The sequence below is a fragment of the Cronobacter malonaticus LMG 23826 genome, assembly GCF_001277215.2.
GTDB classification, from domain to species: domain Bacteria; phylum Pseudomonadota; class Gammaproteobacteria; order Enterobacterales; family Enterobacteriaceae; genus Cronobacter; species Cronobacter malonaticus.
Window position 1 is genome coordinate 1,687,993 of the sequence record NZ_CP013940.1, and the last position, 16,186, is coordinate 1,704,178.

The following is a 16,186-nucleotide window of genomic DNA, read 5'->3' on the forward strand; positions in this document are numbered from 1 at the left end:
AGATATGGATGCCTTACAAAAAACCCATCATGAATTTTAACAGGTCGCTCCGGCGGCCTTTTTTATTGCCATAAATCCACCAACCGGATAAACCATGACTGACAAATTAACACTGGCCGTCAACCATGCGTTGAACGATGCCAGGCTTGCGCGCGCCCGCATGATGATGGCTAACCCGTCTATGGGTCTGGATGCAAAACGCAGCACGGCGTGGTGCGAATATGGCTTCAAGGAAGATTTAGACTTCCATGACCTCTATAAGCTTTATCGCCGCGGCGGCATCGCTAACGGTGCTGTAAATAAGTTGGTATCCAACTGCTGGAAAAATAACCCTGAAGTCATTGAGGGTGATCCGGATGATGAATCACGCCAGGAATCGACGTGGGAGAAGTCCAGCAAAGAGCAGGTATTTACGCACCGCTTCTGGCGCTCATTCGCTAAAGCCGATACGCGCCGACTGGTTGGTCGCTGGGCTGGCATCCTTCTGCACATCAAAGACAACAAGCGCTGGGATGAGCCGGTAGTAAAAGGCAGGGCGCTGCAAAAGATTACTCCAGCATGGGCCAGCGCACTGAAGGTTGCCAGTCGTGATAACAACGGCAATGTCACTAAATGGCAGTACACAGAAGTGCAGCCTGACGGGAGTAGAGTTCAGCGCGATATCCACCCTGACCGAATCCTGATTATCGGTGATATGTCCGATGATGAGATCGGATTTCTGGAGCCTGGCTACAACGCAGCCGTAAGCCTCGAAAAGGTAGAGGGAGGTAGTGGGGAATCTTTCCTGAAGAACGCAGCACGCCAACTGAACGTCAATTTCGATAAAGAGATTAACTTCAGCAACCTCGCGTCACTTTATGGCGTTAGCGTCACAGAGCTGCAGGAGAAGTTCAATGAGGCTGCCGTAGAAGTTAACAGCGGCAATGATGTGCTTCTGACCACTCAAGGGGCATCTGTTACGCCTCTGGTAACTTCGGTTGCTGACCCTTCACCTACTTACGATGTAAACCTGAAGACCTTTGCGGCATCGGTTGATATTCCCTCTCGCATTCTCGTTGGCAACCAGTCAGGCGAGCGCGCCAGCACGGAAGACCAGATTTACTTCAACGCTCGTTGTCAGTCTCGGCGAGCAGAACTGTCATTCGATATTGAGGACATGGTGGACAAGCTGATAGACCTGCAAATCCTCAAACCGGTAGCGAAGTTCAGTATTATCTGGGATGACCTGAATGAACAGTCATCAGCCGACAAGCTGGATAGCGCCAGCAAAATGAGTGACATCAACCAGAAGACGCTGGCAACCGGAGAGCAGGTATTTACTGCTAACGAAATCCGCGTTGCTGCAGGATACGAGCCGCTTGGCGAACTGCTGACTGAGGATGAAGATGACCAAGAAAGCGAACAAGCCAGCGAAACCAGCGATACTGCCAGCCAATAAGCAAGACCCGACCGGTGTGGACAGGCTGGAGCGCGGCGCAATGCGCGAGTTCAGCAGACGGCTACGGAAAATAGGAAAGGGGTACATAGAGTTACTTAACCGTATACCTTCAGAGCCAGCAGTAAACCAGCGCTACACCTTCCGCCTTGACCAGACACTTCTTTCCATGCTGCTTCAAAACGGTGAATCGCTCGTCGATGAAATTTTGTTGCAGGGTGGTGAGTTGAATCTGTGGTTCTGGCAGGACTACGTGTCTACGGCTTATCAGCGAGGAACGGCGCAGGAGTTTAGCAATCTGTCGCAGCAATCCCCGGCATACGCCGCCGACAGGGAAAGCATTGAGAAGATCCTGCTAAGTGACGCCTATCAGTCACGCTTGATACTTGTCAGGGCTCGCGAGTTTGAAGAGATGAAAGGCCTGAGCAATCAGGTTAAAGCCAATTTGTCTCGTGTGCTGACAGACGGTATCGGACGCGGACTGAATCCTCGTGACGTCGCCAGAAATATAACCGCGCAGACAGATATCGAGCGCAGCAGAGCCAACCGCATCGCACGTACGGAAATCACTACCGCACTCCGGCGTGCGCGATGGGACGAACATGACCAGGCAAAAGATGATTTAGGCCTTAACGTCATGTTGCTTCATATGTCCGCTTTAAGCCCCACAACGCGACGCACACACGCTCTCAGGCACGGACACCTCTATACCTCGGATGAGGTCAGGGAGTGGTACAGCATCAACGGCAACGCGATTAACTGCAAATGCACACAGGTCACCGTTCTGGTTGATGAGAAGGGCGTGCCGCTTAACTCCAGCGTTATCGATATTGCCAAAAAAGAGTTTGCCCAGACATGGGGCAAGCGCATGGCTGCGAATAAATCACATCACTGCTGCAAACACGCGGCATAGACAAGAGTAATCACCCATGACAATGCAGGTTAACGTCACCACAAAGGTGAACAGCCAGTCTATTCGCCGTGAAACGTATAACGGGCGCGAACATCTGGTTCTCCCCAGCTATACGCTGCCGGCTAACGTAGTAATGAACGGTGGTCTTTACCCCGCATCAGAAATCGACGCGCACTATCAGGGGCTGGAAGGCACTCTGGCACCATTGGGTCACCCAACGGTCAATGGTCAGTTTGTATCAGCTTTCTCGCCTGAGGGAATCAACGTAGGCCACATCGGCGCATGGAACCGCAACGTGAAGAAATCCGGCAATCGGGTTTATGCGGAGAAATGGGTTGATGTTCAGGTTGCTAATCAGAGTGAGGGCGGGCGTGAACTGCTGGAGCGCGTTGCAGCGATTGAACGCGGCGATGATGTACCACCAATTCATACCAGTGTTGCAGTATTTCTCGACCAGCTTGAGGCGAGCGAGCAACAGAAGTCTCAGGGCATTGAATGGGTCGCCAAAATCAACGCAATGGACCATGACGCCATCCTCCTTCATGAAGTCGGTGCGGCACAGCCAGAGCAGGGCGTTGGTCTGATGGTTAACGCTGACCAGGCAAAGTCCATCAAAACCAACTCTGGCGCACTGGTAGGCGAGTCCTACCGCGAACGTGAACGCCGCCTTGAGAAAGCTGCCCGCGACAAATTTGCGACCGGGCCTGACGATTACGCATGGATTGCTGACTTTACCGATTCACAGGCGATTGTCATCCGTAACGGCGGTGATGCACAGGTGTACGGGTATAACAGTGATGGTGGGCAGATCACCTTCGACGACACCGGCACCAAAGTAACGCGCCAGGAGTCGTGGGTCGCAATTGTAGCCAACAAATTCAAATCTCTTTTCACACCGCAGGATGCTCCTGCAACAAACCATAAAACGGAGGGCGACATGCCTTTAACCAAAGAAGAACTGGAACAAATCGGCAGCATGATTGGTGAGGCTGTGGCTACCAATACGGAGAAGGCAATTAAGCCGCTTTCCGAGAAGGTTGAAGCGCTACAGGCCAACCAGGAAAAGCTGACAGAAACCCTGACCGCCAACTCTCGGGCTGAAGAACAGACCAAGCGCGCCGCAGTAGCCGCTAAGCATGGCGAGGTCGTAGCTAACGCGCTGTCAGGCGAAGCGCTCGATGCAATGTTTAAATCTCTGGGCGAAGCCGCTCCGCTGGGTACTAACTCTGCACAGAACCAGGCAGAAACCGGCGCGCCTGATTACAAAACCTACTTTGGAGGTGCTGCGTAATGGCACGTTATCGTCGAATCAATATTGACGGTCAGTCGCTGTACAAGACCGAAACCCGAGTGGTCGCTGCTGATACCCTGCCGGGAACTGCAGTAGTCATTAATGGCGACAACGAGTTTGCACAAGCAACTGCTCTGACTGGTCGTCTCTACATCGTTGAAACCGGTTATCACCAGGGCCTGACCGTTAATGAGCCAATCCCTGCCGGTGATTCTGCCGTCGGCAACTATCTGGAGGAGGGTCGCGAACTGGCGCTACGGTGTGCTGCTGGCACCTACGCAAAAGATGACCCGATCAAGCTTGGCACTAATGGTCAGTTCACCAAAGCGACCGCCGACACTGACTCAGTGATTGGCTACAGCCAGGATGACGCCACCATCGCCGCCAGTACTACCGATTTAATCCGCGTACGCGCTCGCGTAGGCACCGTTGCCGCAGCAGCTGGCGCTTAATCAGGAGAATAAGAATGTATTTTACCGCTGAAACACTGGCTGCTAACAGCCGACTGCGCGGACACTGGAACGAGCTGTGGGCTAACCGCAACATCTTCAATCAACAGCATGACATGATGGTTAATGCCTACCGACCAAGCATGACCGCAGAAATGCTGGCGGCTAACGCTGTTGGCGGTTTTACCCGCGAATTCTGGGCTGAGATTGATCGCCAGATTATCCAGATGCGCGATCAGGAAGACGGCATGGAAATTATCAACGATCTTCTGGCTGTCCAGACCGTACTGCCTATCGGCAAAACCGCGAAGCTCTACACCGTTTCCGGTGATATTGCTGATGACGTATCAATCAGCATTGATGGTCAGGCACCATATTCCTTCGACCACACCGAATACGGCGGCGATGGCGACCCTATTCCGGTGTTCACCGCAGGTTATGGCGTTAACTGGCGTCACGCTGCAGGCCTGAGCACTGTTGGTATTGACCTGGCGCTGGACTCGCAGGCGGCCAAGATGCGCAAGTTCCACAAAAAGCGCGTCGGGTACTACCTGAATGGCGATGACAGCATTTCTGTCGATGGCTACAAAGGTCAGGGCATCCGTAACCACCGAAACACTGCGAAGATTAACCTCGGCAGCGGCGCTGGCGGCGCGAATATCGACCTGACTACGGCCTCACCGGCTGACATGCTGGCATTCTTCGGCCCGACTGGTGCTTTTGGCCTGACTGCTCGCCGTAACAAAGTTGCTGCCTATGATGTTCTGTGGGTGAGTGCTGAGATTTGGGCAAACATGTCCAAACCATACCTCATCAACGTAAACTCCGGCAGCAACGCTCTGGTAAGCGGGACTGTGGCTGATGCGATCTCTCGCTTCATTCCTGCCAAGGAAATCCGCCCGACCTTCGCGCTAAGCGGCAATGAGTTCTTCGGATATCAGCGTCGCCAGGACGTAATTTCACCGCTGGTAGGCATGGCTGTTGGCGTAGTTCCGCTGCCGCGTCTGATGCCGCAGAGCAATTACAACTTCCAGATCATGTCTGCAGAAGGCTTGCAGATTAAGAAGGACGGCGAAGGCCTGTCTGGTGTGGTTTACGGCGCTAATCTGGCATAAGGGATAAATCATGGCTGATAAATACGAAGTAACACGTCCTTGGCATGGTGTCTCTTTAGGCGATGTGGTTGAACTGGAAAACCTGCACCCTTCGTTGAAAGCTCATGTCCGTAAGCTTTCCGGTAAGGCGTCAGCAGAGCTGACTCCGACTACTCCTGATGCATCTACCGATAAGCAGGCCCGCAAGCAGGCTATCACCCAGCGACTTGATGATCTTGGCATTGAGTACAAAGGCAATATGGGCGTCGACAAGCTCGCAGACCTTCTGCCAGATGGCGAGCTGGATAAGCTTTTCCCTGCTGAGTAACATCCGCCTCGATGGCGGTTTTTTATGCCCTCTGCGGAGGGCTATATCTGAGGTCAGCATGATAACCACAGCACAGGCGAAGGAATACCTATCGTCGGTCGGCATCACGCTGCCCGACTTTATTCTTGACGCGCTGATTGAGCAGGTGAACAGCATTCAGGAATGCCTTGATGCTCATTACCCACCTGCGACAGCGCTGCTAATTCAGATGTATTTGTTAGGACTGATGGGGCTGGGGCAGGGCGATCGCTATATCAGCTCTCAGACAGCCCCGTCAGGTGCCTCAAGGTCGTTTCGATATCAGTCGTTTGCGGATCGGTGGTCAGGCTCTCTGTCCTTACTGCGAGGGCTTGATAAGTATGGCTGTGCAACCTCGCTGATTCCCCCAGACCCCAGCAATAAGGCTTTTGCAGGAATCTGGATAGGGAAAGGTGGATGCATGTGTAACGGTGAACGCTAATGACGTGGATATCCGTTAAAAATCGACTCCCGCGGTCATTCGAGCGCGTATGGGTACTTACTGACACAGGTCGGCAGACAACCGGATACGTTAAATCGGATGGGGAGTGGTTTATCAACTGCCCGCGCATCCGGGAGAGTGGTGCGAAGGTGCTGCGCTGGAGGGAATAAGAATGTCAGAGTTGGCCCGCTGGTCATACACCGGCAAAGCGACGTTCTGGAAGCGACTGGAAGGCCAGAATGACTATGGTGATCCGTTGGGTTTCGCAGCTCCGGTGGTCATCGATTGCGGATATGAAGGTGGGTTAAGCAAGCGGCTCGGCGACATAGGCGCTGAGCGGGTTGTTAAAAACACGTTCTGGACTGAGTACGCCCTGGCGGACACCGGCGATTACATACTGATTGGCATATCCACCGAACCCGATCCGCTGGTGGCAGGCGCAGATGAAGTGATGCAAGCGGTGCGGTTTGAAGACACCTTCGACCGTCTTGTTGATGACTGGGCCATTATCACAGGGGCATAGCGTGGGCGTAAAAGTTAATGGTATTCCTCAGGTCGTCATGAAGTTGAATAAATTCGTGAAGAACACTGATAAAAAGGCCATCCGCGCGATTTATATGGCGCTCGATGTGGTTGCCGCTGACGCAGCGCTAATGACGCCAATCGACACCTCCAATCTCGTTAACTCCCAGTTTAAGGATGTGGACTTGAGCGGCGTCCGCATTACCGGAAAGATCGGTTACTCGGCTGCATATGCGCTCTACGTCCACAACGCATCCGGCAAGCTTAAGGGCAAGCCGCGTGCCCACTTCGGTAAAACCAGCAACCGTTCCGCTGTGGGACCGCAGAAACCGAAAGAGTTTGGCGGCGGTACCGGGCAAGGCAACTACTGGGACCCGGGCGGCGAACCTCAGTTCCTGGTAAAAGCGATGAACAACAACAAAGAGATCATTAATGACATCTTCAGCAAGGAGCTTAAGCCATGAAGCCACCAATGTACGAAAGGGTGAAAAACATGCTCACCAGTGCAGGCCTGACGGATGGCTATAAGGTGCAGATGCTTCTTTTTGTCGATAGCGGAAAGCCTGCCGAAGCCTTTCTTGTTTTTCGTCCTGCCGGGGGCACGACAATTCGCGATGACCTGGCGTCGGATTACTACGTCGAGGCGCTGCTGATAGGCGCAAAAGAAAATCTTCGGGCGGCAACCGGGCGGATGCTTGAAATCATCGACTACGTTCAAGGCAACCCCACCGCTGACGAGTGCGTGAACTACATCGAGTGCATGGGAATCCCATCACCGACACTGTCCGCTGAGGGTCGGCCGATATTCACGATTCGCTTTCGCTGCGTTTACGGCGATTAAACTTTTCCCAACCAACAGGCTGCCATCAGGCGGCCTTTTTTATTTGAGAGGTAACACATGCAAGGCTGTGCTAATGACTTTGGCAAGCTGATCGGGAAAGTAGCTGTGCTCCGCATGGCCTTAGGCTGCCCCGACACTGTGCCAGCGCTTTCGGAATGGAAGCGTCTCGGCGCTATGACGACAAAGGGTTTCGACTACTCAATGAACACCGTCACTTCGGAAGCGGATGATTCAAAAGGGCTGGTAGAGAACCTCGTCAATAACATGGACTTTACTATTTCTGGCGATGGTGAGTTCCGTAAAAAGGATAAGGGTAGTGAATTTGGCGCCATTCGCATGGCGAAGTACATTTTCGACGAAGTGCAGGCTGGCCGACAGCCAACCGTCTGGGTGCGTTTCGATTTCGCAGGCGAAGATGCAGGCACTTACATCATGGGGTATTTCAACACCACTTCATGGTCAGGTGACTTTGGCACCAGCGATATTTCCACCTATTCCGGTGAGTGGAAGGTTTACGACGCAGATACCGTGGTGTTTAACATCGCCGATCCAATCGCCGCAACTGGCGTAAGCGTGACCCCTGCTACTGCCTCGCTGGTGGAAGGGTCAACGCAACAGCTCAGCGCCATGATTGCACCGAACGATGCCACCAACAAATCGGTAACCTGGGAAAGTTCCGCTCCGGCTATCGCGACGGTCAGCACCACAGGCCTGGTTACAGCAGTCAGCGAGGGTACGGCAACAATCACCGCCACCACCGCTGACGGCGGCTTTACTGACACCTGTGCAGTAACAGTGACCGAAGCCCCGTAAACAGTACAAAAGGCACCGAATGGTGCCTTTGATAGTGCTTATGGAGATGTCAGATGATTCCTTTAACAGACCTGGGCGAAGTGGTGCTGAGTGACCGCGATGAGCGGGGGAATGACTATCTTCTCCGGCCCTCGTTCGCTGCTATGACGCGCATCGGAACCGGGGAAGAGATAGTTCGCGTTTATGCCACGATTCACGGTGTGGAGGTGCAGAACCTGCTGGCTCAGTGCGCAGCGCACCTCGGCGGGATTCCCTCCTGGCTTAACCCGCAGCTCTACCGGATCGCTGATAAGGTTCTGAAAGCAGCAATGCAGGTCTTGCAGGCCTGTTGTGATGATGACCTTACGCCAATGATCGGGGAGTGGAAGGGCTGGTCACGCTATATCGTTTACCGACCGGGAAAGCTGAGCCGCAATGACATCATCGTGATTGCGCAGCATCTGATGACGCACGGGATAATTGGCAAAGCCAGGGTTCGCAAGTTGCAGCGGCATGAAACGAACGAAACCACCAAAGAATTCAATGCGGTTGAGTACATCAACGCGGCGCGAACTCACTTTGGGCTTACGGCTGAAGAAGCCGCACGGCTTACGATGACCGAATTTGCCCTGTTGCTTAACGCAAAATACCCGAACCAGAAAGGCCTTACCCGCGAAGAGTATGACCAGGTGATGGACGAAGATGAGCGTCGATGGCAGGAGATGATGGAGCGAGAAATGACCACACCTCGTTCGGCTGCATGATTTTGATTAATCATCTGCTCTGCCCATTAACTGATATGATTTAATGTATTCATTAAGGGATAGGGTAACAAAGTGAAAAGACTTGCTTCATGCGCTCTGCTGATGACGCTGCTTGCTGGTTGCAACGACAGTGACCAGGCTAAGGATCATGACAACAGCGCCAAAGCCATTGAGATATTCAAGGTCAAAGCGAGTGAGGAGAACAAAATTGCTCCATTCACATACTCTGGCCTGGCTTTTCATCCTGATGAAAATAACTCGGCAACTACTACCAGCGGGTGGGTTTGCGGCGACGCCAAAATGACTCACTCGGGTGGGACATTTGAATTTAAGGTCAGAGGTCATGTCCTTCAAAACGGAAACATTAAGCAGGTTGGTGACCTGGCCGCGTTACCAGCTGGTTCTGAGATAGAGTCGAATGACGCGCTTTATAATCGACACTGCAAATAAATAAAACAGATTTCATGCAACCCCGCTTCGGCGGGTTTTTTATTGCCCGGAGAAAATAAATGTCTGAGAACCTCGGCGGCATTGATATCACTATCTCGCTGGACACCGCGCAGCTCCTTGATGGTGCGAAAGACGTTGAAAAGGCGCTAAAGCAGATTGATTCGGCCTCGAAAACCACCGGGCAGGAGATGGCTGGTCTCGACAAGAGCACAGCTGCGACAGGTGACTCGTTTACGGAGCTTGCCGGGTATGCGAACTCAATGGACAGTTCGCTGAAAAAGCTAAATACGAACGTTACCGCCATCGCGCGGGCAATGGATGAAGCCAGAAGCGGAGCTGGTGGAGCGAGCAGCGAATTTAGCCGTGCAGAGTCCATTATCGAGGCTTTGGGCAATCAGTTGGCTGTGCTGGAAGAGGCGCAGGAAGGTTCGGCTCGTAGTGCGGCTATCCTGGCTGCTCAATTGCGCGCTGGCTCAAAAGCCACGGATGAAGAGAAGCAGCGCATCGGAGAGCTCACCGGGCGCCTTTACGATATGAAAACCGGCGCTGAAACGGGGGCAAAGGGAACCGGAAGCTGGAAAACGAGCCTTCAACAGGCTGGCTTTCAGATGCAGGACTTCATTGTGCAGGTGCAGGGCGGGCAATCCGTGCTGGTGGCATTCGCCCAGCAGGGCTCGCAACTGGCTGGGGCTTTCGGCCCGGGCGGGGCAGTCGTGGGCGCCCTTATCGCGCTCAGTTCTGTACTGGCTGGCGTGCTGATCACATCGCTCAACGGTGGCAAGAACGCCATGGACGCGCTGAAAGATGCTGCTGAAGCGATGGATAAGGTCATTACCGTATCGCAAAACGGTGTGGCCGCGCTTTCTGATAAATACGCCTACCTGGCTAAAACCAATGCCCAGGTAGCTACTCTTATGCGCAATCAGGCGCTGCTGGAGTACAACGAGGCGATCAACAAAATACCGAAAGCTATCAGCGACGCATCAAGTTCGCTGCTCTCGTTCGGCGATAAAGCACTTTCCGCGCTTGGCGGTGGTTATGCCTCCGTTGATGGGTTCAATGACCGCCTTGCCGCGCTGAACATTACTACCAGCAATTACGCGCAGGCTATGAAGCAGGCTCTGGCCGCAGGACAGCGTTTCAGCGCTACCACGAACAGCATTGCTAACACTGTTGGTGCAGTAGCGGATAAGTTCGGCATATCTGAACAGCAGGCGTTTGAGTTCAGTAAGCAGTTATCTGACATTGCCAAAAACCCGTCACCAGAAGCTCTTCAGCGGCTCGCCACTGAATTACAGAACACGAAGAGCTCAACACAGGATGGGCAGACGGCCCTCACTGCATTTATCGGGACGCTGGTTAATCTTTCACGGGAAGCCGTTGTCGCAAAAGGCAACGTCGCCGCGCTGAAGCAGGAAACGGATAACCTGACCGCAGGACAGAAAAACCTGATAAAGCAGTCAGAGCGCAACCTGGCTCTGTCGAAGCTGCAAGGAGAGGCGCGCGCCAGATTACAGGCACAGTATGCGGCTGAAGACGCGGGTCTATCCAAAGACGATCCGCATACAAAGCAAATGGAAAACGACGCCGCGGCAACGTACCAGAACACGGAAGCCCAGAAGAAGCTCAACGCGGAAAACAAAAAGGGAGCATCGCAAGCTGAGTCCATCGCACAAAAGCTCGCAAACCTGAAGCAGCAGGCAGAGATTGCCGCCGGCACAACGAATGAGCTTAGCCGCGAGCAGGCAATGCTCAACGCTGAGCAATCACTGGGCAAAGCGGCGACACAGGCGCAGATTGCAGAGGCCCGCTCCTATGCTGCGGCAAAATGGGATACCGCCAACGCAATCAAAGCACAGGCGGCCGCAGAAAAGCTTTTGCCTGAGGCGCGGGAGAACGCGAGCTATAAGCAGGATGTCGAGGCGCTGAACACTGCGCTGAATGCCAAAAAGATAAGCCAGGAGCAGTACAACGAGACGGCTGAGAGGCTTGAGGCTACGCACCAGGCGAATCTTGCCAAAATTCGCTCGCAACAGGCGGTAACACCGCAGCAGGAAGCTGTCGGTTCAGTCGATCCGGTGCAGCAGCTTGCTAACGAGAATGCCCGCAAAATTGCACTCATCCAGGCTTTTGAGCAGCAGAGCCTGATCACTCATCAAAACGCCCTGGCGCTGCGGGCGGCAGCTGATAATGAGTATGAAAAAGCACGGATTGCCGCCCAGTGGGAAATCTGGCGCAACCAGAGCGCTGGCAATGAGGCGCTGGCGGCATCTTTTGATGCCCTGGCTGGCAACGCCTCTAACGCTTTGACCGGAATCATAACGGGCAGTATGACCGCTTCCGATGCCCTCCGCTCTGTTGGCAACACCGTCCTGAACAGCCTCATCAATAGCTTCGTCCAAATGGGTGTTGAGTGGGTTAAGTCAGCAATCATGGGCCAGGCGGCACAGACAGCGGCCATCGGCACGGTAACTGCTGTTCAGACGGCTGCAACCGGCGTGCAAACAGCAACTAGCGTTGCTGCGGCTGGCACTGTGGCTGCTGCATGGACGCCTGCGGCAATCCTTTCTTCTATCGCGTCTATGGGCACCGCTGCGGCGATTGGGCTCGGTGCGGTCGCTGGCGTAATTGGTGCGAATCTACTTGGCAAGCGCAAAAATGGTGGCCCGGTATCAGCGGGTGGGATGTATCAGGTTGGTGAAGGTGGCATGCCAGAAATTTATCAGGCCAGTACCGGGAAGCAATATATGATTCCTGGCGACAATGGCCGGGTGATAAGCAACAAGGAGATGACGGCGGGGGCAGGTGGCGGCGTGGTAATCAATATCCAGAACTACACATCGTCCTCTGTGGATGCTCAGGCCGGAACTGATGGCAATGGTGGAGTGACTGTGGATGTAATCGTCGCCGACCTTAACAATGGCGGTCCAATCAGCAATGCCATAACCAGCAATATGAACGTTAAACGCACGCCAAGAGGGCAGGGCTGATGGCTATTATCGACTATCCTGACTGGCTGCCGCTGGCGCAGAAGGCCAGCAAAAATATGACCTTCGACACCGGGTTTCAGACTGACCAGCCAGCAGTCGGCCCGGCTATTTTCCAGAATCTTACTGACGACCTAAAAACCACATGGTCACTGACGTGGATTTTCACACTTGATGAAGAACGCGCTTTCCAGCAATGGTTGCGCAGCCCGAACTACCTTAACCGCGGCGTTAACTGGTTTCGGATGCCCATCAACATTGGCGGCAGTGGCCTACAGGTTCAGGAGCTTCATTTCACGCAGATGCCGGTGCAAACCAGTATAGACGGCGGCGTGGTGACCTGGACTGGTACCGTTATAGCCAACCACCTCTATAACCCTGACGACGAGTTCGACGACATCATTGTTGAGCTGCCGCCGCCGTGGGATTCGTGGCTGGATATCGTTGTAACGGGTTATCCTGACAACAGAGACCCAGAATCACTACCGAGGGTGCCGTAATGCCGTCCTTTCGTGAATACAAGCAACAGCGACCGACGCGCGGACTGTTCGATACCATCACTTTCTATCACCCGTCATTCGGATACGTCCGCCTGGTAGATAAGCAATTCTTCGACAAAACGCTTGGCGGCCAGGTTTACAAGCCTGCGCGTTTCGAGATTGAAGAGAGCCAGCAAAGCGGGACTCCTGTGATTGATGCCACTGTGAAACTTGGCCGCCTTTCATCGGACATCAAAACGCTGATGAAGAAGTGGAAGGGAGTATCCCGATTGACGGCAATCACAGCGACGCGGCAGATATTCGACAGTGGAGATGTGTCTGCGCCGATTAAGTCGTGGCAACTGTACGTCAAAACGGTAGATATCGACGCAGATGCTGCATCGGTAACCCTTTCAGTAACTAACCCGTTAAACAACAACGTAGGCCGACTTTATGATCCGCAAGAATACACGGGACTTCAGTACCTCTGAGTTCGTCAGGCGGGTTATTGGCGTGCCTTGGGCGAACCGCGCCTGCTCGTTCGAGAAAGTAGACTGTTGGGGGCTGGTTGTTCTCTATTACCGCCACGTGCTCGGTATTGAGCTACACCAGACACCGGACTACGAAGCTGGCGAGGACTTCTTCACCTGTTATCAGGGCGACGTAGTCTTCTGGCGTCAGGTCGATAATCCGGTAGAGGGTGGAATATTCGTGGGATACCGAGGCGCACAACCGGCGCATGTTGGACTGGTGCTCAACAGGCAAGCGTTGCACTCTCGCGGCGAGAACGGAAGCGTGCGCATGGACTCGTTGCTGGTCATTCAGCGGGCATTCACTAAAGTGGAGTTTTTCGAATATGGCGTTGATTGAGATTCAGCGTTTCCCAGGGACGCCAAAAGAACGCTACAGGGTGCCAAACGGCACCCTTTTTTATGACTGGCTGGCGGCCAATGACGCCACCTTTCACCGTGACCTGCTGATCATCCGCAACGGCGTGAAGCTGAGTGACGACGATGAGCTGGCGTTTGAGCTGAGCGAGCTGGATGTCATTCAGATTTTCGACCAGCCAAAAGGCATTGTGGAAGACATACTCAGCCCTATCTTTAAAGTTGTTGGGCAGGTCTTTTCGTTTCTTGCGCCCAAACCTGCTATCGCTAATACGGGTGGAAATTCGGTTGACTCGCCCAACAACAGTCTGACAGGGCAAACTAACACCGCTAGGGTATATAAGGCTAAGCCTGACATTTACGGGCAAATCAGATCGTTCCCTGACCTGATTCAGGAATCCTTGTTTGAATACGTCCGGCAAAGCGAAAATGATGGCGGGCTGAAGTACGTCACAGAATGGATGTGCGTAGGCATAGGGAAATATGACTACGAGTCGGTAAGATATTCAGAATCCAGCCTTGGCAGTATGGCTGGCGCTGAATATCAGTTTTATCAACCAGGGGAAACCATCCCTACGATTAATGAAGGATATTCCTTTGATGATGTGGACGGACAGGAAATTCCAGGCCCTAACGAAAGTGATAATTTTCCTGTTGAAACTGCATCGGCTAACACGGTAGTTAGTGGTAACTATGCAGGCGGACAAATATCCATGAAGATAGTCAAACAGACTGAGTTCGACTATTTTATGGGTCTCGTATTACCTCACGCGGTAACCTTCACCATAAACGTTACTTACAATACTTCCACGGGCTCTGTTACGAAAGACGCGCTTTTTTCAGGCGTGTTAATATCGGCTGTCGAGACGAATGATGGAGCAGTCACCAACCCTGTCCGCTGGTATACATTTACTATGAACCAGTTGAGTGGTCCTCCAGATATTCCGGCAGGGGCAAAAATTAATACTACCAAATTTATACTTAATGATAACGAGGCTTTGGTGGTTGGGCCGTTTTTCTCGCCAGTAGAATCACGAGAGCTATGGCTGCACACTCAATCGTCGCTGGGTGGGGGAGACTACGCTGACTGGAAAGTTGTCATCTGGAAAATAGACGACAACTATAACCAGATTCCTGGTACTCAGCAGACTTTTGTTTATCATCAGGGAACGCCACACGATTCTGATAGTGAAGTATTTTACCGAACAGACAAAATAAGGCCTGCGGGAGGTTTTGGTAAATATGCCATCAATTTCCAGCGCACCAACAATTCAAATGACCACTCAATTTTAAAGGTCGAAGAGATACACGCCGTTAACGTGAGGAGTAATGTTGTTCATCCTACAGATACCCTCGTTCGCGTAAAGGTAAGGGCAACAGAAAATGCGTTAGGCAGTCGCGATCGAAAATACAATGCGTTGGTAACCCGTCACACCATCAGTTACAACCTGGACACCCAGGTTGTAGATTACACGCTGAGGCCGTCGCGCTCCTTTGCGGATGCTGTTGCGCACACCTGGCTGATTATGGGGGAGCAACCCGAAAGCAGCATTGATTTATATGGCCTGTACTCTATTGCAGAAAGTTTGCCTGACGAGCGTCTTGGCTACTTCGACTATACGTTTGACGACGAGAACGACTCGCTCGGAGATCGTGTCCAGGCTATCTGTAATGCTGCCAGTGTTGTCGCTTATTGGGATGATGGTGTACTGACATTCACCAGAGACCAGAAAGTGGACTACCCGGCGGCAGTATTCAACCGGGCAAACATGAAGACGGACGAGTACAAAATGACGTACGAAGCCACGCTACCAGGAGGGTATGACGGTGTGCAGGTGTCCTATGTTCATCCCACAACGAACAACAAGACATACATCAATTATCGCGTGCTGAACGGCGCTATCGTTGAGCAGGAGGCAGAGAATCCGAACAAACTGGAGATTGTCGGATTCCGCAACGAGTATCAGGCGCGTGAAAGGGCGATGAGGGAAGTTAAACGCCTTATTTATTCGCGTGTGAAGATGAATGCAAAAGTTTTCGAAGACGGGATCATTCAGGTGGGTAGTGTCATTCAGATGCCTGACATCTACGACAGTAATCAGCAGCAGGGTTATATTACCGGGCGCGCCGGAAACAACTTCGATACCAGCGAACCGATCACATTCTCTGGTTCGATGTATGTGCTTGTCACAGACAGCCTGGGAAATCCGACGTTACGCTATCCAGCTTCGCCTCGAACGGACACCAAATACGGATTTACCGCGGCCATACCCAACATTCAGCTCAATATCTGGAATGGAGACACGGTGCAGCTACCGTCGCGTTATCTCATTGCGACAGTAGAAGAACTGGATAGCCAGTTATGGACGGTCAACAGCATCAAACCAAATACCGATAATACCGTATCACTAACAGTCTCAGAATATAGCGACTCGATTTACTCATAACACCCATTCAACCATCACGACCCGGCTACCGAGCCGGGTTTTTTTAT

18 protein-coding genes are annotated in these 16,186 nt (G+C 52.8%); all 18 read left to right on the forward strand.

Going from position 1 to position 16,186, the window contains the following annotated elements:
• The first annotated feature begins 94 nt into the window (after positions 1 to 94).
• The 18 genes from AFK66_RS08105 (at position 95) to AFK66_RS08190 (ending at position 16,139) form a co-directional block, all read left to right on the forward strand.
• Positions 95 to 1,438 (forward strand): anti-CBASS protein Acb1 family protein, encoded by a 1,344-nt coding sequence (locus AFK66_RS08105; protein ID WP_007779663.1) that lies wholly within the window; start codon positions 95 to 97, stop codon positions 1,436 to 1,438.
• Positions 1,386 to 2,348: a phage minor head protein gene (locus tag AFK66_RS08110; protein ID WP_032968667.1), complete on the forward strand. Its 963-nt coding sequence runs from the start codon at positions 1,386 to 1,388 to the stop codon at positions 2,346 to 2,348. The genes AFK66_RS08105 and AFK66_RS08110 overlap by 53 nt, the downstream gene beginning before the upstream one ends.
• 16 nt (positions 2,349 to 2,364) lie before the next feature.
• Entirely contained in the window at positions 2,365 to 3,639 is a 1,275-nt protein-coding gene (locus AFK66_RS08115) for a hypothetical protein (RefSeq protein WP_038882434.1), read from the forward strand.
• The gene (locus tag AFK66_RS08120; RefSeq protein WP_007786504.1) at positions 3,639 to 4,091 is read left to right on the forward strand and encodes a gp53 minor capsid family protein; all 453 of its coding nucleotides are present in this window, start codon (positions 3,639 to 3,641) and stop codon (positions 4,089 to 4,091) included. Before AFK66_RS08115 ends, AFK66_RS08120 begins: the two co-directional genes overlap by 1 nt.
• A gap of 14 nt (positions 4,092 to 4,105) precedes the next feature.
• Positions 4,106 to 5,203, forward strand: a complete 1,098-nt coding sequence (locus AFK66_RS08125) for a major capsid protein (protein WP_032986381.1) — start codon at positions 4,106 to 4,108, stop codon at positions 5,201 to 5,203.
• Between the two features lie 10 nt (positions 5,204 to 5,213).
• The gene (locus tag AFK66_RS08130) at positions 5,214 to 5,510 is read left to right on the forward strand and encodes a hypothetical protein (protein WP_032967896.1); all 297 of its coding nucleotides are present in this window, start codon (positions 5,214 to 5,216) and stop codon (positions 5,508 to 5,510) included.
• 58 nt (positions 5,511 to 5,568) lie between these two features.
• Positions 5,569 to 5,970 carry a DUF7370 family protein gene (locus AFK66_RS08135; protein ID WP_032967897.1) on the forward strand — a complete coding sequence of 134 codons (402 nt, stop codon included), beginning with the start codon at positions 5,569 to 5,571 and terminating at the stop codon, positions 5,968 to 5,970.
• A 172-nt stretch (positions 5,971 to 6,142) separates the two neighbouring features.
• Entirely contained in the window at positions 6,143 to 6,493 is a 351-nt protein-coding gene (locus AFK66_RS08140) for a hypothetical protein (protein ID WP_007779732.1), read from the forward strand.
• A gap of 1 nt (position 6,494) precedes the next feature.
• The gene (locus tag AFK66_RS08145) at positions 6,495 to 6,956 is read left to right on the forward strand and encodes an HK97 gp10 family phage protein (protein ID WP_007779733.1); all 462 of its coding nucleotides are present in this window, start codon (positions 6,495 to 6,497) and stop codon (positions 6,954 to 6,956) included.
• A complete protein-coding gene (locus AFK66_RS08150; protein WP_032967899.1) occupies positions 6,953 to 7,333 on the forward strand; it encodes a phage tail termination protein in 381 nt (126 codons plus the stop codon). The genes AFK66_RS08145 and AFK66_RS08150 overlap by 4 nt, the downstream gene beginning before the upstream one ends.
• Positions 7,334 to 7,390: 57 nt before the next feature.
• Positions 7,391 to 8,146, forward strand: a complete 756-nt coding sequence (locus AFK66_RS08155) for an Ig-like domain-containing protein (RefSeq protein ID WP_032967901.1) — start codon at positions 7,391 to 7,393, stop codon at positions 8,144 to 8,146.
• Positions 8,147 to 8,199: 53 nt separating this feature from the next.
• Positions 8,200 to 8,889 (forward strand): DUF6246 family protein, encoded by a 690-nt coding sequence (locus AFK66_RS08160; protein ID WP_007779740.1) that lies wholly within the window; start codon positions 8,200 to 8,202, stop codon positions 8,887 to 8,889.
• A 72-nt stretch (positions 8,890 to 8,961) separates the two neighbouring features.
• Complete coding sequence (locus tag AFK66_RS08165; protein WP_032967902.1) at positions 8,962 to 9,339, forward strand: hypothetical protein; 378 nt, start codon at positions 8,962 to 8,964, stop codon at positions 9,337 to 9,339.
• A 59-nt stretch (positions 9,340 to 9,398) separates the two neighbouring features.
• The gene (locus AFK66_RS08170; RefSeq protein ID WP_007779743.1) at positions 9,399 to 12,329 is read left to right on the forward strand and encodes a phage tail length tape-measure protein 1; all 2,931 of its coding nucleotides are present in this window, start codon (positions 9,399 to 9,401) and stop codon (positions 12,327 to 12,329) included.
• Positions 12,329 to 12,826, forward strand: coding sequence for a hypothetical protein (locus AFK66_RS08175; RefSeq protein ID WP_007779747.1), 498 nt, complete (start codon positions 12,329 to 12,331; stop codon positions 12,824 to 12,826). Before AFK66_RS08170 ends, AFK66_RS08175 begins: the two co-directional genes overlap by 1 nt.
• The gene (locus AFK66_RS08180) at positions 12,826 to 13,296 is read left to right on the forward strand and encodes a hypothetical protein (RefSeq protein WP_032967903.1); all 471 of its coding nucleotides are present in this window, start codon (positions 12,826 to 12,828) and stop codon (positions 13,294 to 13,296) included. The genes AFK66_RS08175 and AFK66_RS08180 overlap by 1 nt, the downstream gene beginning before the upstream one ends.
• Complete coding sequence (locus AFK66_RS08185) at positions 13,259 to 13,675, forward strand: NlpC/P60 family protein (RefSeq protein WP_050555926.1); 417 nt, start codon at positions 13,259 to 13,261, stop codon at positions 13,673 to 13,675. The genes AFK66_RS08180 and AFK66_RS08185 overlap by 38 nt, the downstream gene beginning before the upstream one ends.
• Positions 13,662 to 16,139 carry a host specificity factor TipJ family phage tail protein gene (locus AFK66_RS08190; RefSeq protein WP_032967906.1) on the forward strand — a complete coding sequence of 826 codons (2,478 nt, stop codon included), beginning with the start codon at positions 13,662 to 13,664 and terminating at the stop codon, positions 16,137 to 16,139. Before AFK66_RS08185 ends, AFK66_RS08190 begins: the two co-directional genes overlap by 14 nt.
• The last annotated feature ends 47 nt before the right edge of the window (positions 16,140 to 16,186 follow it).